The organism is Pannus brasiliensis CCIBt3594 (assembly GCF_036688125.1).
In the GTDB taxonomy this organism is placed as follows: Bacteria; Cyanobacteriota; Cyanobacteriia; order Cyanobacteriales; family Microcystaceae; genus Pannus; species Pannus brasiliensis.
Genome location: NZ_JBAFSM010000064.1, coordinates 1 through 24,871, shown reverse-complemented (window position 1 = coordinate 24,871; position 24,871 = coordinate 1). Strand labels below are relative to the sequence as shown.

Annotated in this window: 24 protein-coding genes; 13 read left to right on the top strand and 11 right to left on the bottom strand. The window is 47.9% G+C overall.

Annotated features, from left to right (window positions below; translation table 11 throughout):
- Window positions 1–24: 24 nt before the first annotated feature.
- The 7 genes from V0288_RS22250 to V0288_RS22220 all read right to left on the bottom strand — a co-directional run bounded on the left by V0288_RS22250 (window position 25) and on the right by V0288_RS22220 (window position 5,282).
- On the bottom strand, window positions 25–933 hold the full coding sequence (locus V0288_RS22250) for a hypothetical protein (RefSeq protein WP_332867376.1): 909 nt from the start codon (window positions 931–933) through the stop codon (window positions 25–27).
- Window positions 934–957: 24 nt separating this feature from the next.
- Window positions 958–1,191 (bottom strand): hypothetical protein, encoded by a 234-nt coding sequence (locus V0288_RS22245; protein ID WP_332867375.1) that lies wholly within the window; start codon window positions 1,189–1,191, stop codon window positions 958–960.
- A 693-nt stretch (window positions 1,192–1,884) separates the two neighbouring features.
- Window positions 1,885–2,538: a hypothetical protein gene (locus tag V0288_RS22240; RefSeq protein ID WP_332867374.1), complete on the bottom strand. Its 654-nt coding sequence runs from the start codon at window positions 2,536–2,538 to the stop codon at window positions 1,885–1,887.
- Window positions 2,538–3,446 (bottom strand): replication initiation factor domain-containing protein, encoded by a 909-nt coding sequence (locus V0288_RS22235; RefSeq protein ID WP_332867373.1) that lies wholly within the window; start codon window positions 3,444–3,446, stop codon window positions 2,538–2,540. Before V0288_RS22235 ends, V0288_RS22240 begins: the two co-directional genes overlap by 1 nt.
- A gap of 432 nt (window positions 3,447–3,878) precedes the next feature.
- Entirely contained in the window at window positions 3,879–4,199 is a 321-nt protein-coding gene (locus V0288_RS22230; protein ID WP_332867372.1) for a hypothetical protein, read from the bottom strand.
- Between the two features lie 95 nt (window positions 4,200–4,294).
- Window positions 4,295–4,903 carry a DUF6788 family protein gene (locus V0288_RS22225; RefSeq protein WP_332867371.1) on the bottom strand — a complete coding sequence of 203 codons (609 nt, stop codon included), beginning with the start codon at window positions 4,901–4,903 and terminating at the stop codon, window positions 4,295–4,297.
- Window positions 4,904–4,961: 58 nt separating this feature from the next.
- Window positions 4,962–5,282: a helix-turn-helix transcriptional regulator gene (locus tag V0288_RS22220; RefSeq protein ID WP_332867370.1), complete on the bottom strand. Its 321-nt coding sequence runs from the start codon at window positions 5,280–5,282 to the stop codon at window positions 4,962–4,964.
- A 193-nt stretch (window positions 5,283–5,475) separates the two neighbouring features.
- Between V0288_RS22220 and V0288_RS22215 the strand changes: the two genes are divergently transcribed.
- The 7 genes from V0288_RS22215 to V0288_RS22185 all read left to right on the top strand — a co-directional run bounded on the left by V0288_RS22215 (window position 5,476) and on the right by V0288_RS22185 (window position 10,115).
- A complete protein-coding gene (locus V0288_RS22215; protein ID WP_332867369.1) occupies window positions 5,476–5,700 on the top strand; it encodes a hypothetical protein in 225 nt (74 codons plus the stop codon).
- Entirely contained in the window at window positions 5,701–6,786 is a 1,086-nt protein-coding gene (locus V0288_RS22210) for a hypothetical protein (protein WP_332867368.1), read from the top strand.
- Between the two features lie 87 nt (window positions 6,787–6,873).
- A complete protein-coding gene (locus tag V0288_RS22205; protein WP_332867367.1) occupies window positions 6,874–7,041 on the top strand; it encodes a hypothetical protein in 168 nt (55 codons plus the stop codon).
- A 314-nt stretch (window positions 7,042–7,355) separates the two neighbouring features.
- The gene (locus V0288_RS22200) at window positions 7,356–7,532 is read left to right on the top strand and encodes a hypothetical protein (protein WP_332867366.1); all 177 of its coding nucleotides are present in this window, start codon (window positions 7,356–7,358) and stop codon (window positions 7,530–7,532) included.
- A gap of 196 nt (window positions 7,533–7,728) precedes the next feature.
- A complete protein-coding gene (locus V0288_RS22195; protein WP_332867365.1) occupies window positions 7,729–8,100 on the top strand; it encodes a hypothetical protein in 372 nt (123 codons plus the stop codon).
- A gap of 90 nt (window positions 8,101–8,190) precedes the next feature.
- Window positions 8,191–8,415 (top strand): hypothetical protein, encoded by a 225-nt coding sequence (locus V0288_RS22190; RefSeq protein ID WP_332867364.1) that lies wholly within the window; start codon window positions 8,191–8,193, stop codon window positions 8,413–8,415.
- Window positions 8,416–8,705: 290 nt separating this feature from the next.
- Window positions 8,706–10,115, top strand: coding sequence for an IS110 family transposase (locus V0288_RS22185; protein WP_332867363.1), 1,410 nt, complete (start codon window positions 8,706–8,708; stop codon window positions 10,113–10,115).
- A gap of 568 nt (window positions 10,116–10,683) precedes the next feature.
- Here V0288_RS22185 and V0288_RS22180 read toward each other — a convergent pair.
- The 3 genes from V0288_RS22180 to V0288_RS22170 form a co-directional block, all read right to left on the bottom strand.
- Window positions 10,684–11,391 (bottom strand): tetratricopeptide repeat protein, encoded by a 708-nt coding sequence (locus tag V0288_RS22180; RefSeq protein WP_332867362.1) that lies wholly within the window; start codon window positions 11,389–11,391, stop codon window positions 10,684–10,686.
- 479 nt (window positions 11,392–11,870) lie between these two features.
- Entirely contained in the window at window positions 11,871–12,689 is an 819-nt protein-coding gene (locus V0288_RS22175) for a tetratricopeptide repeat protein (protein WP_332867361.1), read from the bottom strand.
- A 148-nt stretch (window positions 12,690–12,837) separates the two neighbouring features.
- A complete protein-coding gene (locus V0288_RS22170) occupies window positions 12,838–13,824 on the bottom strand; it encodes a zinc-dependent alcohol dehydrogenase family protein (protein ID WP_332867360.1) in 987 nt (328 codons plus the stop codon).
- A 212-nt stretch (window positions 13,825–14,036) separates the two neighbouring features.
- On the opposite strand from V0288_RS22170, the gene V0288_RS22165 reads away from it, so the two are divergent.
- The 5 genes from V0288_RS22165 to V0288_RS22145 all read left to right on the top strand — a co-directional run bounded on the left by V0288_RS22165 (window position 14,037) and on the right by V0288_RS22145 (window position 21,475).
- Window positions 14,037–15,947 carry a heavy metal translocating P-type ATPase gene (locus V0288_RS22165; protein WP_332867359.1) on the top strand — a complete coding sequence of 637 codons (1,911 nt, stop codon included), beginning with the start codon at window positions 14,037–14,039 and terminating at the stop codon, window positions 15,945–15,947.
- 107 nt (window positions 15,948–16,054) lie between these two features.
- The gene (locus tag V0288_RS22160) at window positions 16,055–17,968 is read left to right on the top strand and encodes a long-chain fatty acid--CoA ligase (RefSeq protein WP_332867358.1); all 1,914 of its coding nucleotides are present in this window, start codon (window positions 16,055–16,057) and stop codon (window positions 17,966–17,968) included.
- A 94-nt stretch (window positions 17,969–18,062) separates the two neighbouring features.
- The gene (locus V0288_RS22155) at window positions 18,063–18,512 is read left to right on the top strand and encodes a YlqD family protein (protein WP_332867357.1); all 450 of its coding nucleotides are present in this window, start codon (window positions 18,063–18,065) and stop codon (window positions 18,510–18,512) included.
- 112 nt (window positions 18,513–18,624) lie between these two features.
- Entirely contained in the window at window positions 18,625–19,920 is a 1,296-nt protein-coding gene (locus V0288_RS22150) for an ATP-binding protein (protein ID WP_332867356.1), read from the top strand.
- 10 nt (window positions 19,921–19,930) lie between these two features.
- Entirely contained in the window at window positions 19,931–21,475 is a 1,545-nt protein-coding gene (locus V0288_RS22145) for a tetratricopeptide repeat protein (RefSeq protein WP_332867355.1), read from the top strand.
- Window positions 21,476–21,506: 31 nt separating this feature from the next.
- Here V0288_RS22145 and ppsA read toward each other — a convergent pair whose 3' ends face one another.
- Window positions 21,507–23,999, bottom strand: a complete 2,493-nt coding sequence (gene ppsA, locus V0288_RS22140; RefSeq protein WP_332867354.1) for a phosphoenolpyruvate synthase — start codon at window positions 23,997–23,999, stop codon at window positions 21,507–21,509.
- Window positions 24,000–24,481: 482 nt separating this feature from the next.
- Here ppsA and V0288_RS22135 point away from each other — a divergent pair.
- A partial coding sequence (locus tag V0288_RS22135; RefSeq protein WP_332867353.1) for a hypothetical protein occupies window positions 24,482–24,871 on the top strand: 390 nt, incomplete at its 3' end.

Below are 24,871 nucleotides of genomic sequence, written 5' to 3'. Positions count from 1 at the left end.
TTTCTCTCGGACACTATCCCCTCATTATGTCCTAACTATACCTTTCTTTGCTATAGGTGTTGGAGTCGGGAAAACCGGCGTTGATGTTGATGTAGGAGTTGGGGTGGGCTCACCCGGCGTTGACGTTGATGTAGGAGTTGGGGTGGGCTCACCCGGCGTTGATGTTGATGTAGGTGTTGGAGTCGGAATAACAGAATCATCATCATCACCTGGCGATCCAGTCGGCGAAGGCGAGGGAATTACTGGAGAGGGCGAAGGAGACGGCGATTCATCCGGAGACGGAGATGGCGACGGCGAAGGACGAACAAACGGAACAATATTATTATCACCCTCATCAGGACTAACAACTGGCACACCATCAGGAATCGTATCGGGAGCCTCAACAGGGGGAGCGGCTGGAGCGATCAAAATTGAAGAAGAAATCGCATCTTGATAAAGAGAAGGATTGAGATTTTCAAAAGATTGAGAAGAATAAGAAATAGGAGAAATTACACGATAAGAAGAAACACCCAAATAAGGAGTAATTTCAGTATAAGGATACTGAAGAGTATCCAATGTATTACCATTTAATTTAGCGTATCTAACTAGAAGTTCAATTGACGAATAACCTGGACGCTCAGCAACAATCGTGTAAGGATACTCGGAAGTATTCCGAATTACCTCCTGCAAGCGAGCGACGGAATTTTGATTAAATTGCCACCAAGCGATCGAACCTCCCCCAGCAGTAATTCCAATAATAGGAGCTCTATTCGCAGAAAGTTGAGAACCGAAAGATCGAATCATCTCACGAGCAAAAGCGGGAGACTGAGACATCTTAGCGGAAACAGTATCGAGCGACGGAGACGGAACAAAAGCACTAACCCGAAAAGAAAAACTAGAAAAAAGTAAAGCCGAGAGAAGAAAAGAAACAAATAATCGTTTAAATCTTCTCATGGCTTTACCTCCTATATCAAAAAATTAAGCGTAGATAACGCGTTTTAAAACTTTCGCACCCGCGGCAAAAGTTATCGAAGCGACAGCAACAGGAACAACCGCTTCCATCACATCATCATACTTGCCAGCTTCCTGTATTAATTGATCAACATCAGTCGAGACCGTTGTATCACCAGCACCAGTCGCGGAAGCGATCGAAGGAATCGATAAAAAAACAGAAGCAACAGCAAGACCAGTTAAAAATTGACGAATTTTCATGATGCACCTTTACCTGATAAAACGGGAGAACAGAGCGGCACAAGCCAAAAGCAAAATAAAAACCTGACCATAAGGAACCCAATTATTATTAATTTGGGAAATATAGGTCTGACTAAAATTCTGCAACGGCGAAGATGTACCCAAAGAAAAATATATCATAAAACAGCTTACCCCGCAAGTTTTGAAATGAAAAAAATTACTAAAGAAATACCAAGAGCGACAAGAACAAAAGCCACCATATCAGACCAGATTTGAGTCTCGATATTTTGCTTAAATTCCAAAGCGGTAGGTAAAGTATAAATCTGTGTTTGATTCATATAATAAACCCAACAATGATTCCAAGAACACATCCAACAATCATCAACACCCAAAACAACATAAATCCTCCTAAAAAATCCGAAGAAGAAGAACGAGCGAAATACCGACGAAGTGAAAGGACAAAGTAAAAACCAAATGAGCGAGAAGCTTTGCCACCAAAGGGCTTAAAGTTAATTCAGTAGTAGTCTGAGTAATTGTCTGAAAGAAAACATCAAACATACTTAATCAAAACCTTGACTAATCCAATCCCGGCTAAAATCGGGTAAACTCTGACCCCAACACTTCTAGAAATCGCCAAAAGTTGAATCGTAGCATCAATCCAAAGTTCAGCATCAGTAGGAGGAGGAGGATCGGGAACAAAGGCTAAAAGATGAATCATGATGCTTCCTGAGTGGTTGAGAACAGAGAAGGATCGGAGGATTCTTGAGAAGACCCATGATTCCAAGGAGCTTTAAACTTCGCCCCGAAAAGCTTGATAACAGAAGAGCCACCGCGACCACGCACCTCTCCAAAATCAAGATCATAGTAAGCTGGGAGTCTCTGGAAAATATCGAATTTTGCATCAGCGATATTTTGCTCGATCGGAAGAAGCCCGACCGCATCATCGCTAACCTGATAACCATTGACATCAAGGTAAAAAAGCTTGATTCCCCGATAGCGAGAACCATCCTCGGTAGTAAAATCAAGCTTTTTAGCACCGAGAACCAGAAAGCCATCGGATTTATCAACGATGACATTATCAATAAATTCAATCTCTTGAAGAACGGGGATTCCCTTACCAGAGCGGAGATCGCGACGAAGACAAGATTTAAAATCGTAAACCGCGGGGAAATCGGATTCAAAATCGGAGATACCGAAGTCGGGATGAACATCCATAACCAAAGGGAAAAAGCCCCGTTCCAAACGCGAGTTATGCTTATCCTGAGTTTTATAATAGAAGACTCTACAGTTAACCACCTCCTCGTTAGTACCACGTTTAAAATACGACCGGCGCTCGATTCCGAGAACAACAACATTGGAAGTCGGCATTAACTCACCTCCCTGGAGAGTAAATCGTGAACATTAACTTCGGATACGCGAATCGCGTCGATCCATTGATGGTGATAAGGTTTTAAACGGTCGTAGCCGCTATCACAGAGGTCTGTAAGAAATTGCTGAAAGTTTAACCCTAAGCCCGACCGGAGAACGGCGAGAGTAGGAGCGACGGAAGTATCAAGCCATTTAACCGTTCGCGAAAGGTCAGGAACGTACCGACCGCCAGAGACACGGGACGCGGAACCCGAATCATCGATGAGAGATTGCCACCAAGGAAACCGAGCGAACTTTCTGTAATGATTGCCAGGAATTCCGAAATCGACAGCACCAACCACCAACGAGGCAAGACAGTCTGGGTCTTGACGAAAAAGATCGAAGGCAGAACGAGCGAGATCATTCCGAAGCTGAAGTTCCCAGCGATCGGCGGGAAAACCGTGCATAAATTCAGCATCGTAGAAGCGAATACGTTTATCCGAACGCCCGAAATAGCAGGTTCCGATAGGGCGATCGCCGGTGAGAACGGCCGACTCGATCGACTCGAAGCTCTCGACGAGACGGTAATGACCCTCATCCCCGGCCGACTTAACGGCGGAGAACGGAACCCGGCGGAGATAGTCATCTAGACAGACATCTATACGGGTAATCCGAAAGCCCTCGGAATCAAGATACTCGCAGAGCGGAAGCTGTTGGACGAGTTTACAGAACTGACCGGGCATTTCCAACCGGAGATGATAGCGAGTCTCATCACCGGACTTGACGACGCGCTGGCGACCCATGAGGCCAGAGACCGATCGCAAAAGTTGAGCGGAACCACCCACGGAATCGAGATATTCCCAGCGATCGGCCCCATCCCCCTCAACGAAAGTCAGAACCCAAGCGATCGCGGTACGAATCGCGGGCAACGAATCGAACTCTTTCGTACAGGAAATAAAATCAAGTCTCGTTTCCAACATAACCACCACAATCACGCCCACCAGGACTTTTAACCCACGGTTTCCCGTTGGAGTGGATTTTTAGGGGGGTGTTACTCATCCCCCGTAACGCGATGATATTCGCTTTCACGAGGGTTTTTTCGGGGGGCGGTGGATGTAGTTTTGTATCGATTGAAATTTCTTATAAATTGGTCGGTGAGAATACGGATAAGTATCAAATAATAAGTTTTCTACTGTTTTTGTGATGCTCAAGAAAGGGAGCGCACCAGGAAGCGATCGGTAAAGCAAAAATCTATACCCCTGCGCGGGGGGCGAGAATTAGTTTTTAGCAGGCGCATCAAGGTCATCCAACGAGGATAGATAAGGTAACGCCTGCTAAAAACTAATTTAGATAAATCCCCATTATTCAGGCATTCGGTTAGGACTCACGCCGAGTTTAGCCAGTAATTCCCTTATGAGTTGGTTATCGGACTCAATTCGAGAACTTATAAGCTTTAACTCGTGCAAGCGTTGCTTATTGAGGCAATGCTGACGAATAAGACCGTCGGCGATGTCGTCATATAAGGACTTTTCCCCGCGCCGAACTAAGGTCTCGATATACTCGGCCCCGGACACGCCGACGCGTTGGGAATCCCTTTCTAGAATTACCCAAGCCTCCGGAGTGAGGCCGATCGTGTTCCTTTTCCGCTCGACTTTATCGCGGGGTTTTCCTCGACTTTGCATAGTTCATCCGTTCCGTATTACAAAGGTAAATTACAGCACCAGAATTTTAAGGATTCAAAAGCTTTATTGATGCACCCTGACAGGGACAAAAAAAATCAGGCTCCGACCTTACCGAGATACTTCGATCGCTTTTTACCGCCCTCGTAGTATCGCCAGTACCGGTATCGCTGACCCTTGACCGTTTTAATTTCGAGACAACCAGGAGGGAGACTATCAAGAATTTTCTCGATCGTCGGGTTAGGGACTGAGTTCTTATCATCAATAGTCCCTAACTCGTCAGGACGATCGGGAGCGCTCGGAAGGTTAGGGACTGAGTTTGTATCATCAATAGTCCCTAACTCGTCAGGACGATCGGGAGCGCTCGTCGGGTTAGGGACTGAGTTCTTATCATCAATAGTCCCTAACCCATCAGGACGATCGCCGGTCGAAACGGATAGATTTCTATCCGTTTGATCATCCCCATCGGTATCGACCTCCCAATCGGTAAAACCCGATCGCCCCTCATCCTCGCGGGAGAACTGGGAAACGTCGAGTAAGGGAAGCTGATCGGGGAGCGGTTCGATCCAGGGTTCGAGGTCGGCGATCGGGACGGTCAGGATCTGGAAATCGGGAAAGATAATTTTCGCTTTCTTCCCGCGGGCGGGGATGGAATCGACGACGGCTCGACGACCCTGATAGACTACTTTATCTTTAACTGACAGCATGGCAAGATAGAGGGTAAGTTAACGAAAACCCCTAGCCCGAACGGGTTAGGGGGATTTTTTAAGGATTGGAAATATCATCGGGAATACCCGAAACATCAATCCCTACAGCTTGGTAGATAGTTTTCAAAGATACAGAATAAAGCCGAGCTAACTGAGCGGCATTCTCCATTGAAGGCAACGCCGATCCATCTTCCCAATCAGCTTGCCTCCGTTCAGAAACACCGATCACTTGTTTAACTTGTGGCCTCGTCAACCCCAGACGCTCTCTTAACTGTCTCAAGGGACTTTTCTCCGTTACAAACTTATCTCGATTATACATGACGAAAACTTCATGAACCTTACGTCTTGACACCCGCAAAGGACAAGACGTAAACTTCATGTATAGCGAAACAACATTCCTACCCCGCAAAGACACGAGATGAGAGCCGGGTCAAGCGCGGGATTAGGACTAAATCTAGTTTCGCGCCATTAAAGAGAGGTGATCGACTATGTAGCAAACTTGAGGACTTTCGCGTTAGGCATCATAACCAGCAAATCAATATACCGCGGCCTTTTTAGGCCGCCTACTTCCCATGACTCAAACCAAAGCAAGCCCAGTAGAAGCGATTTACGACCTGTTGCAACGGATGAAAAACGATTCCGGCAACCTCTGGAAATTAATCGAGGAAATGAGAGACCGAGAACATAAAGACGATAGACTGATCTGCTCGCTTATAACCTCTTGGAACAACATCGACGATGCGATCAATGACGCTCTCTGTGATTTCAATGAAGCTGAATCCGAAGAGGAAAAATAAATGCAAGTCCCACGCCCTCTACCAACACCACGCCGAGTACAAGAAGACAGCGAACCACCCAACCCCGGATACTGTCTCGACCCGTTCGCCCCATTATGGGGAAACGAACCGAACGACTGGAATTCAGATCTAGCAAGAAGTCTCTACTATATCGCTCGCGAAATCGACGAGTACGGACTCGAAGGCGACTATATCGATGATCTATTCGACCTAGCCCACGATATTAGATGCAAGATTTGCTCATGGTACGAAATAGGGCTTAAAGCCTGGAAAATAAAGCTTTTTAAGGCTTGGAAAAAGAATTTTACCTCATTCAAAGAATTCTGTGAAACGGCGATCGGGCGCACCCCCGGAGCGGTTAACGCGTGGATTCGATCGGCCCGCGTGATGTCGCGACTGATCGCGGCCGGATTCGATCGTCTCCCTCTCAACGCGTCGATCGCACTGGAACTATCGAAGTTCAGCGGCGAGGATTTAGAGGAAGCGTGGCTCTCCCTATGCGAAGAGTTCGCGGATCACGAAATGACCCTGGAAAAAGTCCGCGATTTTCTGGCCGACCCGATCGGGAAAGATGCCCAATGGAAAAATGTACGAATACGAGCAGAACTATGGGAGAAACTAACGAAAGAGGCCGCCCGAAATGGAATCCCCGTAAACAATCTTTTAGATCGCCTGCTGGAAAATACTCCCCCCGAAAGCGACGAAAACGCGGAAACCGTCGAGGTGGAAGACCCTGACGACGGGGAGCGAAAATTCTGTATGGTCTGTGAGACCCAATCCCTTAGAGAAATACACGCGAGCGATCGGGAGGAACCCTATTACCGGTGCGACCAGTGCGGGGCCGGCGAGGGCGAAGACGGAAAACCGCGATATCACTGTCACCAGTGCGGGACGATCTCGATTAAAAAAGTCCGGCCGCCCGGTCGGAAAACCTGTCACGAGCAATGCGAACACTGTGGATACGAAACCGAAACGCCCCATTTCGCCCACCGATATCGAGTCGGTTTCGCCCCGATCACCGATCACCCTCTCTCGAATTGGAACTCAGTTTTTCCTAACCGGCGGGGTTCCCTTCAAGAATCCTAACCCCGCTTTCCTCTTAAGGTGGGCTAAATGCCCGGACTATCTCCCATTCAATAACCGCGGCTCGCTCGATCGGGCCGCCTCCCTCCCATGAATCAAAACGAGAAAACAACCGAAGAATTGAGAGAAGACCTACCAGAAGAATTAGACCTAGCGGATGTTTATTCGTGGGCTAACGACAACGATCACCCGTCTAAAAAAGACATCATAGAAATGATGACCGACTATGAGGATGATGAAGATGATGAATATTATTAGATAAAAAAGCGAACACATTTTCCCCTAACCCTTACCTCTCAAACCATCTATGGAATTCATAAACTACCCACCTAAAATCGAAATAGAACCGAGCATAAAATGTGAAAAATGCGGAACCGATAAAAAGGTACACACGAGCTTAAGGCTATGCACCGAGTGCTATCTAGCAAGTAAAGGAATCAGAACGGTAAAGCAAATATTGAAGGAGAAAGAAGAAAGGCTGAAAATGTATGAAAGAGAAATGAAAAAAACGTGGAAAGATTTTAAACTGTAAGAAATCAAAACGGTAAAACAATTATTACAGAAGAAAACCAATGCCAAGAACTGATGAACGATATGAAGATAAGTGTCCCCAATGCGAAAGCGAAAAAATCGAAACTTACGAAGATGAAGAAAGCGAAAACTCTGGATCAATAGGAATAGAATACCTAAGATGCAAAAATTGCGGGTATGAATGGATGGAAGTAGATGAAAATGATCCACCATATTAAGAGGATAGCAAAATGTACACGATTATCAGTCTGGCATTCATCGCAGGAGCATTAATAATTGGGTACATCCTAGGATGGAACGATGGGCATAATCTAGGATGGACTCAAGGGAAGAAAGAGGGATTTCGAGAAACTGTTCAGGATATGGCAAGACAAATAGATCGCTCATTCAAATTTGAAGACAAGGAGTAAAACCATGAAATACAGAACCGTCTCGTATGGATACGTTAAAAATAGCGGCAACTATGAAAATGAAAGAATTTTCCTAGAAGCCGAACTGGAAGAAGGCGAAAGCTACGAAACTGTATTAGAACAACTGAAAAAGGAAGTACACACCTCGCTAAATGATTTTGAAGATTACTACAAGCGAGAACGAGAGATGAGACAACTAAAAAATGAAATCGCGGAACTAATCGAGAAAAGAGAGGAAGCGCGAAATCTATATGAAGCGACGAGAAGTTTCCTAGAAACCCAAGGCCTGAAAACAGATATGCCACCGTTCCCACAGCATAAGGGATACTTAACGCCAGCGATCGAAGCCGAAAACGTAGACGATCTCTGTTTCTAACCCGCCTGACGAGTCCGTAACGCACGGACGAAATTCTCCCCCACGGGAGAATCGCGGGAAGCGTCCAATAACAACCGCAAAAAGAAAAAAATGGAAATTATCTGGATAAAAGATGTAAAAGGAATGTATACAAATCTTTCCCTCGTTCAATCCCTTCAAGTTCACGAACGTGAAAACGACGGACAATATGAATTAACAGCATATTTTCCGGGAGATGATGGCTATAGTCATTTAAAAATAGGGACAAAAGAAGAATGTGAAAAAGAAATGAATCGAATCATCGCTAAAACTTCAGGAGGAGAACAAGAATGTTAAAACCCGCCTGACGAGTCCGTGAGACGCGCGGACGAAATTCTCCCCCACGGGAGAATCGCGGGAAGCGTCAAAGCCTACCGCCGGAAAAGAGTAATTAACTTTTCCGCGGTGTCCGATCGGTCTTACTTAAGAAACAGACGAACCAGTCTTAAAGAATTACCAGACGGTCAAACACCAAACCGCCTCTAAGCTCAGTCATCAGTAGGAATCAGACGAACCGCTCGCGGCTGTCTTCGGGAATTCACGGACGATTAGAGGTTTTAACCACAAAACCACACCCCCATTAAAACATGAATACCACGCTCGTCGCCATAGACATCGGAAACGATGTCTCTATTGCTGTGACGATGACCCGCGAAGAGTTCGAGCGATTCCCGCCGAACACGAACGCCGAAGACTTCTACAACTCCTGCAAGATTCACAAAATCACCCCAGATATCGAAGGACTCACGAAGCTCCTCGAATTGGGAGACCTTTACATTTTCGAGCCGACCGGAAACTATTCCCAACTCTGGCACAACAACCTATTAAAAGCTGGTAAAGAAGTCCGGTTACTCTCCCACGACCAAGCCCCCGTAATCCGAAAAACGTGCCGGTGGAACTACAAGGACGACGAACACGACGCGGTAGCGATCGCCTATTACGGATGGATGAACCTAAACAACCCGCGAGCGTTCAACCGCACCCGAAAGCCAGACCTACACGCCGCCTATCTCAAAATTCTAGAGAAGGAGCGAATCAATAAAGAATTAAGAGTAAGCAAGAACCGCGGACGAAATCTATTACACACGGAATTCCCCGAAGGAAAAGACTCAAAATCGGGAAGAAGCGATAAAAACGCTACGATATGGGGATTCATTGCGGGAGAAGATATCCCGAAGCGATCGAAAACCCTCTGGAAAAACCGACTCGCGAAGTCGATCGGAACGGCCTGCGAGCGAGGATTCAGCGAAGAACTCAAGCGACACGCCGCCAAGATCTGGCAACTAGAGACGGAACGGGGAAAACTCAAACACGAGTTCGAGATACTGCTAACGCGGCCCGAGTACCAGTGGTGTAAACCGGTGTTCGACAAATTCGAGTTCGGGACGTTCGATCGAGTGATCGCGCTCTGCCAGTTTGACCCGTTCGGCCAATTCCTCACAGAAGACCTCAAAGAACTCCGATTAGAAAAGAAGCGGCGCAAAGGGAAAGCCGGAAAGTACATCACGAAGAGGGTCGGTTACAACCGATTCCACTCGCTCCTCGGTAAAGCGGTCAAGCCCTGGAGTAGCGGCGACAAGGAAGGCCACATCGTAACCGGTAGCTCGATTGCCCGCAGTCACTTACACCTATGGGCTAACCGAAACGTGGTAATGTTAAACCGAACTAAAAACCCAATATTTCAGGAATTACGGAAAAAATACGAGGAAGACATAAGCAACTCGAACGCCCTCCTCGAAAAACTCCTAAAATTCTCTCTAACCGACCTAAACGACCTTAAAAATCTCCTCAAACAAACCCCCGCGGGGGAAACCCTACTAGATTTAATCGAAGATGCGGTTAAGGCCAAGAAAGACCCGCTAGGCTCGATCAAGTCCAGAGGGAAACAGAGGCTCGGCAATTGGGCGCGAGCGAGGATCAGCGATCGGGCCGTAAAGATGCTATTCAAAGAGTTAATCGGAGCGTATCGACGAGCACTCGCAGACCCTAACACTTAATATCAAGGAGACACAACAATGAACATGATACCCTACATCATAATAACAGGAGTAATCGGAGGAACATTAATGGCAATGGTGATACTAGAAATAGCGGAAAGGGTAAAAAATGAAAAATTAAGCGAATTTCTAGCAATATCAATCTGTTTCGGAATATTCGGAATAATATCAATCCCAATAATACTATGGAGTAAGTAGTACAAAAACCCTAGTCAAAAGGCTAGGGTCTTAAAACGCTAAAATTTAACTCTAGTAGGAATTCTTATTCTAGGTTTCCCGCCCGGTTCAAAGTCTTCTCGGGTGTATAGAGTCCATTTCGGTAAAAAATAGACACTCGATCGATCCGGGGCGTTTTCCGAAATCCTGTCTCGATCCCTCGGTTTTCTTTGACTGTTTCGATCGCCGGGAAGCGCCCGGTTTTCCCGAAAGCGAGAGAGGGGAAAAAATCCGACCGGGGCCGATCGGGAAAAAGCCTCTTCTTTCCAGAGGATAAGTGTTAGGGGCCGAGCGCGAAAAGCCGATTGTCTCCTCCCTTCTCTGACGACAACGATCGGCCCGGTAAACCGGTTTATTTCGAGACCTGTTGGAGAAGTTGTAAAGCTTGTCGGGTAGTTTCCGCGTTGCCCTGTAGCCGGGATAGATCGGCCGCTTTTTGGATGTCTTGACGGGCTTTTTGAACGTCTCCCAACTGTCCGCGGGTAATGCCCCGGTATAGATAAGCGTTCGCGTGGTTCGGATCGAGACGGATAGCGCGGTCAAAATCCTCGATCGCTTTTCGAGAGTCCCCTAACTGTCCGCGGGAGAGTCCCCGATGAACGTAAGCTTGTAGTAAGTTCGGATCGAGACGGAGGGCCCGATCGAAATCCCCGATCGCTTTTCGATATTCTTGTAATTGTTCGTAAGTGATTCCCCGTTCGATATACGTTAGGGAATCGCTCGAATCGAGACGGAGGGCCCGATCGAAATCCCCGATCGCTTTTCGATATTCTTGTAATTTCCGATAGGTAATGCCTCGGTTAACGTAAGCGATCACGAGATTCGGATCGAGAAGGATCGCCCGATCGAAATTCGCGATCGCCTCCCGTAAATCTCCTTTTCCCGCTTTAGACAATCCCCGATTCAAAAAATTTCCGGCCTCGCTTGTCGCGGTACCCGACGGCGCGTAATTCGATTGAGCGATCGAGTATACGGGAAAAGATCTCGCGGGGGAAGAAACCGTCACTAAACCTAACCCGAGATAGAGGAAAAATAAGAACGAGAAAGGTCGTGGAAACATAGGAGATAACCGGGGGAAACAATCTTTCTTCTGTTCTTTTCGGAGATCCCTATCCCGTATCCCGAAAAGATCGCTTCACCGAGCGATGAGAATGGATTCTCGATCGGGAATAGGGGATCGATCGCCCGACCGGCGAGAGTTTCTAGATTTCCCGACTCTCGGGAGTTTCCGCGACCGGCAGAAGATGAGGCGTGTCATGCAACGAATATCGAGGACGCTCGTGCCGGACGGGAGAGCGGTTTCCGGGGTCTAGAAGGTCTCGACCCGATCGGGAAACCCTATAACTTGATTTTATCCCCCTCGTCCGTCTAAGTATTCCGTACATTTCTCGACTTTTCGATCGAACCTCCCCGGTTTCCGTGAAAATACGGTAGCGATCCGATCGAGAGCGTGATTTCAATTGAATCGATCGATCGCTCTCCCTACCGAACCGAATCTGAAGATCGGGGAAGGGCGATCGCTTGGAGAATCGATTACAGTTATCGCGGTAATTTTTCGAGCGATCCTAATACTTGCCGATACGCTCCTAAATTCCCCTGCCGTTGAAATAAATCCGCCGCTTTTTGCCAATCTTCCCGCGCCTTTTGAAATTCTCTTAACTGTCCGTAGACGAGACCTCGGTTATAGTAAGCTTCAGCGTAGTTAGGAGCGAGACGGAGCGCTCGGTTATAGTCCTCGATCTCTTTTTGAGGTTCTCCTAATCGTCCGTAAGCGGCACCTCGGTTATTGTAAGCTTCAGCGAGGTTAGGAGCGAGACGGAGCGCTCGGTTATAATCCTCGATCGCTTTTTGAAATTCCCCTAACTGGAAATATGCAAGACCTCGGTTATAGTAAGCCTTCGCGTAGTTAGGATCGAGACGGAGCGATCGCGTAAAGTCCTCGATCGCTTTTTGGGGTTCCCCTAACTCTCCGTAGACGGTACCTCGGTTACTGTAAGCTTCAGCGTAGTTAGGATCGAGACGGAGCGCTCGCGTAAAGTCCTCGATCGCTTTTTGAAATTCCCCTAACTGTCCGTAGGCGGTACCTCGGTTATTGTAAGCCTTCGCGTAGTTAGGATCGAAACGGAGTGCCAGGGTAAAGTCCTCGATCGCTCCCGGCCAATCTCCTTTTTGTGCTTTTTCCACTCCCGAATTGAGGAAATACTCGGCGGAGGTCTGCGCGAGAGGAGGGGAAGGGCTAGAAGGTGGAGTGATGGGAACGGGAGATCTCCCGCGAACGGGACGGGATTCGACGGGGGAAGGTAAGGACGCGAGACCGAGGCAGAGGGCGATCGAGAGCGGGAAAGAGCGTATCCACATACATGAACTCGAATTTTCTAAATTTTTTTCATTGTATACATCACTCCGTTTTTGTGCTATTCCGAATTTTCTCGAACTCGCGAGCGAATTTTTCGTGTTTTTCGGACAGAAAACCCGATCGAGTCCCGATCGAACGGGTATTTTTTCTCTAATCGATCGATAGCGCGATTTTTCCCGTTACCGAACCCGATTCGATGAGTTTATGCGCGTCGAGAGCTTCTTCTAGCGGGAAGGTTTGACCGAGATGGATGGTTAATTTTCCCTCGTCGATCCAGGTCGCGCACTGTTCGAGGATACGGGTTTGATGTTGTCGCGCTTCGGTTAATCCCTTCAACGCGGGGGTTAACATCAACTCTAAGCTGATTCGTAAATTGCGATCGCGCGCTACTTTCAAACTGCCACTCGGTTCGAGAATCGTCACGATATCCCCGTACACTTTTACCGCCTGGCAACTATCGAAAAAGGTTTGTCCCCCGACGGTATCGAAGACGATATCGACTCCCTTTCCGCCGGTTCGATCGAGGATAAAGTCGATAAAATTCGTCTGTTTATATAGAATCGGGTGATCCGCGCCCAATTGACGGACTAAACGCTCTTTATCCGGAGATCCCACCGTCGTGTACACTTCCGCGCCCCGAAGTTTCGCCAGTTGAATCGCGACGTGACCGACTCCTCCCACGCCCGCGTGGATCAGTACGCTCTGTCCCGCGGTTAAATTCACTCGATCGAACAGCGATTCCCACGCGGTGATCAATACCAACGGCGCGGCCGCCGCCTCCGCGAAAGATAGGGATTTCGGCTTTAACGCGAGATAATTCTCGTCCACTACCGCGTATTGCGCGTAATTCCCCGTCCCGCTCTCTCCCAGTCCCCCGGAACAGTAATACACCTCGTCCCCGACGCGAAACTTACTCACCCCCGACCCGACGGCCTCGACCACTCCCGCGCCATCGCACCCCAAAATCGCCGGCATCTGTTCGGGATAAAAGGTTCCCCGTTTCCGAATTTTCGTGTCGATCGGATTGACACCAGCCGCTTTTAGTGATACTAGAACATCGGTGGGTTTCGTGACGCGCGGCGCGGGGATTTCCCGGAGTTCTAGAACGTCGGGCGCGGTTAGTAAAATCGCTTTCATCGGTATTTAGTATCGAGAACTACACACAAGACTTATTATATAGCTACCAGCTTTCATCGGTTATTTATCGCTTACAATTTGCCGATTTCCGAACTTTTAGCCCGATTCACACTCTCCGATAGGGTTTCCAAGTCGATCGAATCCCCGACAAATGTTTCTAGGATAATTAATAGAGTAAACCGATTACTTCCCTCTCCCCATCTACCTCACAAATGCTTCAATATTTGCCGATTCCCTGGCTCCAGCGTCATCCCTCGATCGCCGCCGCTATCGCCTGCGCTTTTTTAGTCTTTTTCGGTTGGTTTTCCCTGCATATCGGTTGGGTGGGTAGCGCGTTGATCCTCCTGTCGATCGCCTACGTCGTGGGAGGATACGAGAGTACGCGGGAGGGATTGACCACTTTATTCGAGGAAAAGGAATTAGACGTAGACCTGTTAATGATCGTCGCGGCGCTAGGGGCGGCGTTTTTAGGACTCTGGCAGAATAATTATTACTTAATCATCGATGGCGCGGTTTTAATCCTGATTTTCGCCGTTAGCGGGGCGCTGGAACAGTTCGCGATGGATAGAACAGATCGGGATATCCGTTCCCTCATGGCCATGACTCCCGACAACGCTCGCTTACTGGTGAACGAGATCGAGCGGGAGATCCCTATCAAACAACTGAAAATTGGCGATATCGTCCTGGTAAAGCCGGGGGAATTGATTCCCATCGACGGGGTAATACTCGATGGCCATAGCCCGATCGATCAGGCCGCTATCACCGGGGAATCGGTTCCCGTCGAGAAAACCGTCGGGGATGAGGTGTTCGCGGGAACCCTCAACGGTAACGGGGTGTTACGGTTACAGGTACGGACTCCCCCGGAAAGCCGCCTCATCGAACGGGTGATCCGTTTGGTAGAGGAAGCTCAACAGGCCGCACCACCCTCCCAACAATTTATCGAGAAATTTGAACGGATCTACGCGAAAGCGATCGTCTCGATCGGTCTTTTACTGGGAATTCTGCCGCCTTTTCTTTTAAATTGGACGTGGGAAACGACGATCTATCGCGCCTTGATCTTTCTCGTCGTCGCGTCTCCCTGCGCGCTGATGGCCTCGATTATGCCTACCCTTCTCTCGGCGATCGCCAACGGGGCCACCCAGGGTATTTTATTTAAAAACGGGGCGCGCTTGGAAACGCTGGGACGGATACGGGCGATCGCTTTCGATAAAACGGGAACCCTCACCCTCGGAAAATTACGGGTAGTGGAGATTTTATCCCTCGAACCCGCGACGGAAACCGAGGTTTTAACCGTTGCAACATCCCTCGAATCCTGTTCCGAACATCCCATCGGAGTGGCGATCGCCAATCACACTACCGAACTCGGCTTGACTTGGCCGACCGCGACCCAAGTGAAGGCGCGCGCGGGCCGGGGTATCACCGGGGAGATCGACGGGGAGACGGTTTACGTGGGCGGTTTAGGCTATATTCGGGAAGAAACGACAGAAATCTCGGAAAGTCTGTTAGAGGCGGCGAGAAAGCTACAGGAAACGGGGAAAACGATCGTCTGGGTAGCCCGATCGAAAACTATCTTAGGAATGATTTCCGTGACCGACACCATCCGGCCGGAGACGGAAAATCTCGTCGAACAACTGCGGAAAACGGGTATCGAACATATCGTCTTACTCACCGGGGATAATCGTCCGGCCGCGGAATCGATCGCCCGCGAGATGAAAATCACGGAAATTCACGCCGATTTACTGCCGGAGGAGAAATTAACCGTAATTCAACGGCTACAGAAAGAATACGGGGTCGTGGCGATGGTGGGGGACGGCATTAACGACGCGCCCGCTCTGGCGACGGCCGATGTGGGGATCGCGATGGGGAAAGCGGGAACGGACGTGGCCCTAGAAACGGCGGATATTATTCTAATGTCGGATAATCTGGCGAAATTACCGCGGGCGATCGATCTCGGTCGTCGCGCCAATCGGGTCGTGAAACAGAATATTACCTTCGCGCTGTCGTTTATCGCGTTCCTGTTAATCGCCAATTTCGCCGGCGATATTACTCTACCGCTAGGGGTTATCGGCCACGAGGGATCGACGGTGTTAGTAACCTTAAGCGGGTTGAGACTATTGAGATAGTGTCTACGGGGAGGCTCGATCGCCCCGGAACCCTCGTTAGGATACAACATAGAAACTAATTTATGGTATTAGTCTTCACATCCTCTAGCGCTCTATAGTGACCCGATATGCCCTCTCTCGTCGATTATTCAAAAATCCAATCCCTATCGCGGGTTTGGGAGATCACCGCGGAACGTTTCCCGGACACGATCGCCCTACACGATCCCCACGGTAAACCGGAAGTGATCCTTACTTTCGCCGAACTGTATCAAAAAATCCGCCAGTTCGCCATCGCCCTGCAAACTTTAGAAGTGAACGCGGGGGAAAAAGTCGCCCTTTTCGCCGATAATAGCCCGCGTTGGTTCATCGCCGATCAGGGGTCGATGATGGCCGGGACGGCTAACGCGGTTCGATCGGCCGCCGCGGATACCGAGGAATTACTCTATATTCTCGGTGATAGCGATAGTCAGGCATTAATTGTCGAGAATTTGAAGACTTTTAATAAAATCAAAGACAGAATCGAACAATACCCGCTCAAATTTATCGTTCTTCTCACCGACGAGGAACCGCCGGAATCGACGGTAAAAGTTTATAATTTCAATCAATTCATGGCGATCGGGGCGGAAGGAACGTTAAAAATCACCGAAAATACCGAAGAAGATCTCGCTACCTTAATCTACACCTCCGGGACGACGGGACAGCCGAAGGGAGTCATGTTAACCCACGGGAATTTATTACATCAGGTGAGACATCTCGACGCGATTTTCGATCCGGAACCGGGCGATCGAGTGTTGAGTATTCTTCCCTCCTGGCACTCCTACGAGCGCAGTTGCGAGTATTTCAGCCTCTCGCGGGGATGCACGCAGATTTACACCAGTATTCGCACCTTTAAAAACGATCTCGAACGATTTAGCCCGCAATTGATGGTCGGGGTTCCCCGTCTCTGGGAATCTCTCTACGAGAAGATCGAGAAACAATTCAACGATGCCCCGGCGAAACAACAGGCGATCGTCAATTTTTTCCTGAAACAATCGGAAAAATACATTCTCGCCAAACGGATCGCCGATAATCTCAGTCTCGATCACCTTCACGCGTCCGCGGGGGAACGGTTACAAGCGAGAATGAAAGCGCTTCTGCTGGCTCCCCTCCACGCGATCGGCGATAAACTGGTTTATCGGAAAGTGCGTCAGGCGGTCGGGGGTAAGATTAAAATTCTCGTTAGCGGGGGAGGATCGTTAGCGCGACATCTGGATACCTTTTACGAGATTGTCGGGGTTCCCCTGCTGGTGGGGTACGGATTGACGGAAACCTCCCCGGTGGCGACGGTTCGCCGTTTCGAGCATAATTTACGCGGTTCCTCCGGCCGTCCGGTGTACGGTACGGAAATCCGGATCGTCGACGCGGATACTCGCCAGACTCTACCGACGGAAGGAAAAGGGATCGTGTTGATCCGCGGGCCGCAGGTGATGAAAGGGTATTATAAAAAACCGGAGGCGACCGCGAAAGCGATCGATCCCGAGGGATGGTTCGATAGTGGCGATATCGGTTGGCTGACTCCTGGGGGAGATCTGGTTCTCACCGGCCGCGCCAAAGATACGATCGTACTCAGCAACGGCGAAAATATCGAACCGCAACCGATCGAGGATGCCTGTCTCCGTAGCGTGTATATTTCCCAGATAATGCTCGTGGGACAGGACAAGAAAGCGTTAGGGGCGTTAATCGTGCCGAATTTGGAGAATTTAGAGAAATGGGCGCGGGAAGAAGGGATTTCCCTGTCCCTGCCGGAAGTGGGTAGCGATCGCCAAATCGTTCTCGATAGCGGTCTGTACAGCAGTGCGGTACTGGACTTATACAAGCGAGAATTGAACCGAGAGGTCAAAAATCGCCCCGGCTACCGACCGGATGACCAGATTAAAATCTTCGAGTTCATTATCGAACCGTTTTCGCAGGAAAATGGCACGATGACCCAAACCCTGAAGGTGAAACGCCCGGTGGTAATGGAACGCTATCACGCTATGATTGACGAGATGTTTACAAAATAGCCGGAGTCGGTTGTCAGGGGATAGGAAACGCTATCTTCGGCATTAACGAACCCGCGAACCTAACCTGAAAACCAAGTTTCAAGGAAATATACCAATGGATGAGGCAAAAACGAGTTTACTTCTCAAGCGTCCGGTGACGGTGAAAGTGATCGTCACCCCGCGCTGGAAAGAGGAAGCGCAACAGCAACTACAAGCGCAGGTCAATCAATTGGACGCGCAGATCCAACAGTTGGAAATGCAGGGACAGCGAGCGATCGCGGAGATCCAGCGTCAGAGTCTCGTCCCTCTTCCCCCTTCGGCCTCGCAACAGATCGATAATATCCAACTGCAAGTGAACGAGAGAAAAAGCGAGTTTCTGGAACAGAAAAATCAGTTTCTCCAACAACTGCAACAGGTACAACTTCTCGAACTCAATCAAGAGGTCGCGCAAGCCCAGTTAGAAAGCTTTTTCCGGGTGGAGAAAGGCGATAATCTGGTGGCGAAAATGAACGTCGAGATCGTCCTGCGCGATGGCGTTGTCGAGGAAATTCGCGGCGAGATCTAGCGCTCTAGATAGATGCGGGAGGGTGGGATTTTTCCCACTCTCTTTTTTCGTTCGATCGCTCCTGCGGACGGTAATCGATATAATAGCGGTATCTATACTCCGATACTCCCTTATGTCTAGTCCTCTACTAGAACCGTTCCGAGAAGCTTACCGAAATTTAGAATTGTTACCGCTTTTAACCGATCGAGCGTTAGAGCGTTTCGGGGTCGAGTACGGGACGGAAGTTATCGAAGAGTTAGAGCAATTGGTCGAGGATAGTCCTTCGGGAGACGGGAAAATTCTTCTCGCGGGACATCGCGGCTGTGGCAAGTCTACCTTACTGTACGAGTTTAAAAGAAAACTGGACGATCGCTATTTTGTCGTCTTTTTCTCGATCTCGGACACGATCGAGATGTCCGACGTGAATCACGTTAATATTTTGTTCTCGATCGCCGTTCAGATGATGAACGAAGCGGAAGCACAACGTTTAGTTATCAAAGAATCTCAAAAACAAAGCTTTTATCGATGGTTCGCCGAACAGACTCGAACGGAAATCGATCAATTCGAGGCGAGTGTTGAGGGAGGCTTTAACTTTACAGCTTTATTGACGTATTTTAAAGGAATTTTAAAAGCGAATTCCATTATTCGAGATGAAATTAAACAAAAGTACGAGCGGAGAATTTCTGATTTAGTCGCGCAGATCAATATTATAGCGAGCGCGATTCAATCCCAAAGCGATAAAGAAATTTTAGTGATCGTTGACGATCTAGATAAAATCGATCTAGCGCAGGTAAGAGATATTTTTCAATCGCATATCAAAGCGATCATGTTGCCCGGTTTTCGGATTATCATGACGATCCCGATCGCCGCTTTACGAGAAGTAGCCTTAAAAGCGACTCTTCAGACAGAAACGAACGGTCAGATCGTGCAAATGCCCGTGTATAAGCTTTTTAAACAGGTAGAAATTCGTTTAGATAACCGGCATCCCGATCCGGAAGCTTTAGCGAGGTTAAAGGAAACGATAACCAAACGAGTTGATCCTAGATTGATCGAACCCGATACCCTAGAAAAAATTTGTATTTATAGTGGGGGAGTTTTACGGGAGTTAATCCGCATCACCAATGCTTGTTGCCGGATTTGTTTGCGATCGATTCGCCGTACTCCTGAAAATAGCGCGATTAAAATTAATAACGCTATTCTAGAAGAATCCATCACTCAGCTAAGTATTGATTTCGATACGAGCATCGGTGCGGCAGATTACGAAATTATCAAGATGGTTTACGAACAATTTAAACCAACCGATCCGAAAGACCAAAAGTTTTTAGACCTCCTGCATGGCTTATACATTTTAGAATATCGTAACGGCGATCTCTGGTATTATGTGCATCCGATCGTTATCGAGTTGATGCGGAAGAAAGGACTTATATAGACGCGATATTATGAATACAGTCACCGATACAACTTTCACGAATTGGAATCAAGACAATGAATTAGCTTACGAGGATCTAATGGTCTCCATCGAAGCTAGTGAGAGAAACTTGAACCTTTTAATCTGCGTGTGTGATAATATTCAATTTCGATCGGAGATTATCGATCGCTACACGAAAGAACTAGAAACGGCTATCCCTTGCTATCGCATTACGTTAGATCGAGAAGAACCGAGTTTACGAGCGGCGATCGCGCGTTTAGTGGATACAGAACCGGAATTAAAACAGGCAACCAACGCGGTGATTACTGTTACAGGGGTTGAAAGCTTACACTCTATTCAATGGAATGAAGAGAGAACGGAACTCGATAAATTTTTCGGTTATCTGCAATGGACACGGGAAGGATTACGGGAATTTCCTTACTCGATCGTTCTTTGGGTGACAACGACAGTAGAAGTGAATTTACGGAAAAAAGCTCCCGATTTCTGGAGTTGGCGCAAGGGTGTTTTTCGCTTTGTCGCCCCTCCAAGTAATTTTGTTCCTTGTGGTGATTTCTTGCCCATCTTACAATCTTTTGAGGAAATTAGCACAGATAACGATATTCCTTTCATCTCTATAGAAGATCTTTTAGAAATCATTCAAAATATTGAAACAATAAAAGGTTATACAGAACCGAGATTAGCTAGTTTATATGCAAGCTTAGGAAAAATTTACCATGATCGCTTGGAACGTGGTCAGCATGAAGATTATAGACAAGAGCAGGATTTAGCGATCGAATTTTATCAAAAAGCGATCGATTTACAAAGAAATTTACAAAAAAATATTAATTTAGCGGATATTCTCAATCGATTAGCCTTACTATACTACGAGCGAGGTAGATATGAAATTGCAGAAATTTTGTATCAAGAGTCGTTAGATATTTTAAAAGAACTCTTAGGTTCTTATCATCCCTATATAGCCATCACTATTAACAATCTAGCCTTACTATATACTTATCAAGAAAAATATGAGTTAGCAGAAAACTTGTATCAACAAGCCTTAGTTATGACAAGAGAACTTTTAGGAGAATATCATCCAGATATGACTCATACAATGAATAATCTAGCAACATTATATGATCGTCAAGGACGGTATGAGTTAGCCGAATATTTGTATCGACAGGCTTTAGAAGTGAGAATAAAAGCTTTCGGAGAGATTCATCCTCTTGTAGCTATTAGTATGAATAATTTGGCTGGATTATATAATTCTCAAGAAAGATATGAGTTGGCTGAATCATTGTATCAAAAATCTTTGTTTTTATTAAAAAAACTCTGGAACGAGCAACATCCCTATGTGGCTATCGGCATGAATAATTTAGCTGTATTCTACGAAAATCAAAACAAGTACGAATTGGCGGAAGTCTGGTATCAAAATGCGTTAAAAATCGCAGAGACCAGCTTAGGAGATGATCATCCTATCACCCAGAAAACTTACCAGCACTTAAACAATTTACAAGAACGCCATTCTATACATCATGCGATCGATCCCAACCCCGACAATAAAAAAGACGACCCCTAGAAACCGGGATCGTCTATTCTGAATTATCGCTCTATTGTCCTTTTTCCACGTCCGCGACCATTAATAAGGTCTTGAGAACGGAATCCGGGTTCAAACTGAGCGAATCGATACCTAATTCCACGAGGAATCGGGCGAATTCCGGATAGTCACTCGGCGCTTGACCGCAGATACCGATCTTGCGGCCGTTGGCTTTGGCGGTTTCGATCGCCATTTTCACCATCCGTTTCACCCCTTCATTCCGTTCGTCGAACAGGTGCGCGACTAACGCGGAATCCCGGTCTAACCCTAACGTTAATTGAGTGAGATCGTTAGAACCGATCGAGAAACCGTCGAACACTTCCGCGAAGCGATCGGCTAGAATCACGTTACTGGGCAGTTCGCACATCACGTAGACCTGCAAACCGTTGACCCCGCGTTGCAATCCGTTTTTCGCCATCTCTTCGAGAACGCGTTCCCCCTCTTCCGGGGTGCGGCAGAAAGGAATCATCGGGATAACATTGGTTAACCCCATTTCCTCCCGTACGATCTTCATCGCCCGGCATTCCAGCGCGAAGGCTTCCCGGTAGTTGGGATCGGTGTAACGGGACGCGCCGCGCCAGCCGATCATCGGGTTTTCTTCCTTCGGTTCAAAGGGTTTGCCCCCTAACAGGTTCGCGTACTCGTTGGATTTGAAATCGGACATCCGAACGATCACGTCGTTGGGATAGAACGCGGCGGCGATCATGCCGATACCGCGGGCTAGTTTATCGACGAAAAAGCTCGGTTTATCGTCGTAATGCTTGGTTAGCTCGGCGATCTGGTCTTTGACCGGCCCGTCTTCTAATTCGTCAAATTTCAGTAACGCGGTCGGGTGCGCCTGGATATGGTTGGCGATAATGAACTCTAGACGGGCTAATCCGACCCCGGAACAGGGAATACTCGATAAAGCGAAGGCTTTTTCCGGGTTTCCCACGTTCATGAGGATTTTCGTCCGGGTTTTCGGTAAGTCATCGAGGGGGGTTTCGCGGATCTCGAAGGGTAGTATTCCCTCGTACACTTTCCCCTCGTCCCCTTCCGAACAGCAGACGGTGACATCCTGCCCGGTTTTAATGGTTTCGGTCGCCGTCCCGCAACCGACGATCGCCGGGATACCCATCTCGCGCGCGATAATAGCCGCGTGACAGGTGCGTCCCCCCTGATTGGTGACGATCGCGCTGGCTTTTTTCATGATCGGTTCCCAGTCGGGATCGGTGCGGTTGGTGATCAGGACTTCGCCGGGTTTAAATTGGTTGATCTTGTCCACCCCGAGAATCACCCGCGCTTTTCCCTGGCCGATCGCCGCGCCCACACTCCGTCCGACGGCGAGAACGTTACTTTGTCCGCCTAATTCGTAGAATTTCAGGATATTGGCCGCTTTATTCGATTGCACCGTTTCCGGACGCGCCTGGACGATAAATAACTCCCCGGTAATCCCGTCTTTCGCCCACTCGATATCCATCGGGGTATAGGTTCCCCGGACGCGGGAATAGTGTTCCTCGATCTGTACCGTCCAGCGGCCGAGCGTGAGAATTTCATCGTCCGTTAGACAGAATTTGTCCTGTTCGGGTTTGGCGACTTCGATATTCTTGGTTAGCCGCGTCCCTCCCTCGTCGTAGATCATTTTGATGGCTTTGGTTCCGAGGCGTTTTTCGAGGATCGGTTTATAGCCTTCTTTCAATGTGGGTTTAAAAACGAGGTATTCATCGGGGTTTACCGCGCCCTGCACGACGTTTTCGCCTAAACCGTAGGCCGCGGTAATCAAAGCGGCATTTTTAAAGCCGGTTTCCGTATCGATCGAGAACATAACGCCAGAAGTCGCTAAGTCCGATCGAACCATTTTCTGCACCCCGACGGAGAGGGCGACCGCGAAATGATCGAAACCGTTATGATGGCGGTAGGAGATCGCGCGATCGGTGAACAGGGACGCGAAACACTTGTGGCAGGCATCGAGAACGCCTTTCACTCCCTGCACGTTCAGATAGGTTTCCTGTTGTCCCGCGAAACTGGCTTCCGGGAGGTCTTCCGCGGTCGCGCTCGATCGAACCGCGACATCGACACAATGTTCGTGTAGTTCCCGTTGTTCCCGCTCTTCCTCGGAAAGATGCTCGTACTGGCAAGCGTTATAACCGTAGCGTTCGCACAGTCTGCGATAGGCGATGGTGATGGCGTTACTTAAATCCGCGGGGAAAGGAGTGTGCAGAATTAAGCGCCGCGCTTTCTTCCCTCTTTCTTGAAGATTTTTAACATCATTGACATCGAGATCGCGGAAAAGTTCGCGCAATTTTCTGTCTAGTCCCGCCGATTCAATAAAATGACGGAACGCGCGCGCGGTTGTCGCGAATCCCGTCGGTACATTAATCCCTTTCGGCGTTAACTGCTGGATCATCTCGCCTAACGACGAGTTTTTTCCTCCCACCAGGCCGACATCCTGACTATCTACTTCCTCGAACCACAAAATCAAAGCCTGTTCTCTAGAGGTTCCCGCAACGTCTTGTAGTAGCACCATAAGTATTTACCTCTATACCGGATACTTCCAGTCTAGCCGGCACTTTCGTCACTTAGGAAGATAGCGTTTTCATTAATTTACATCGGGCAATTGTTCCACATCGAAATATATGTTTTTGTTAAAAAATACTTCGAGCAAGAAAAAATAGTAGCTTTCGCTACCGTTCGAGGGTATTCTAGCTTACACACTACTGAAAATCTACTATTCTGCCCGTCGATCAAGCGTTCGGATGTACTCCCCCGCGAGTCCCCGTCCCGCGTTTCCGACGGCTTTTACCCTATCGGAACGGGCGAGATCTCCGTTATTAACCTTTATTTCCGACGACGCTATCATTTTCGTCACGAAAATTAACTTGACAGCGAGAGTATTTTGGGCTAAGATTCTTCGCCAGCACCGACCATAAAACTCTCGGCGAGAGAATGAAAGTTTCATCTTGAAGAGCGAGTTAAATATTTTCAGAATTTTTAATTTGAAGGACAGCCATGCAAACAAAAGAACTGCCGCAATTCATAAAAGTAATCCCGCGAATCTTTCAAGCTATCGTCTTGTGTTTGGCTATTTATCTTTTCTTTTATACGCTTAATTTAGTAACTGCCAATCATCCAACTATAATTATAGATATATTTCGACGGTTCTTGTCGATAGTAACTAAATTTCATACGGTCTTATCTTTTGTTGTCGAGAAATCATGGAAATATTTAATTTTCCCCTCGATCAAATTTTTAGGAATTCCTATATTCACGTATGTAGGGATATGCCTGATTACTCCATCTGGGCTTTGGAGAAGAATTTTATCATTCATCGCGATTTGTGTTTTCCCAGAAGTGTTGAATCGCTTAACAAAACTTAATATCAGAGAATATAGTAAGTCT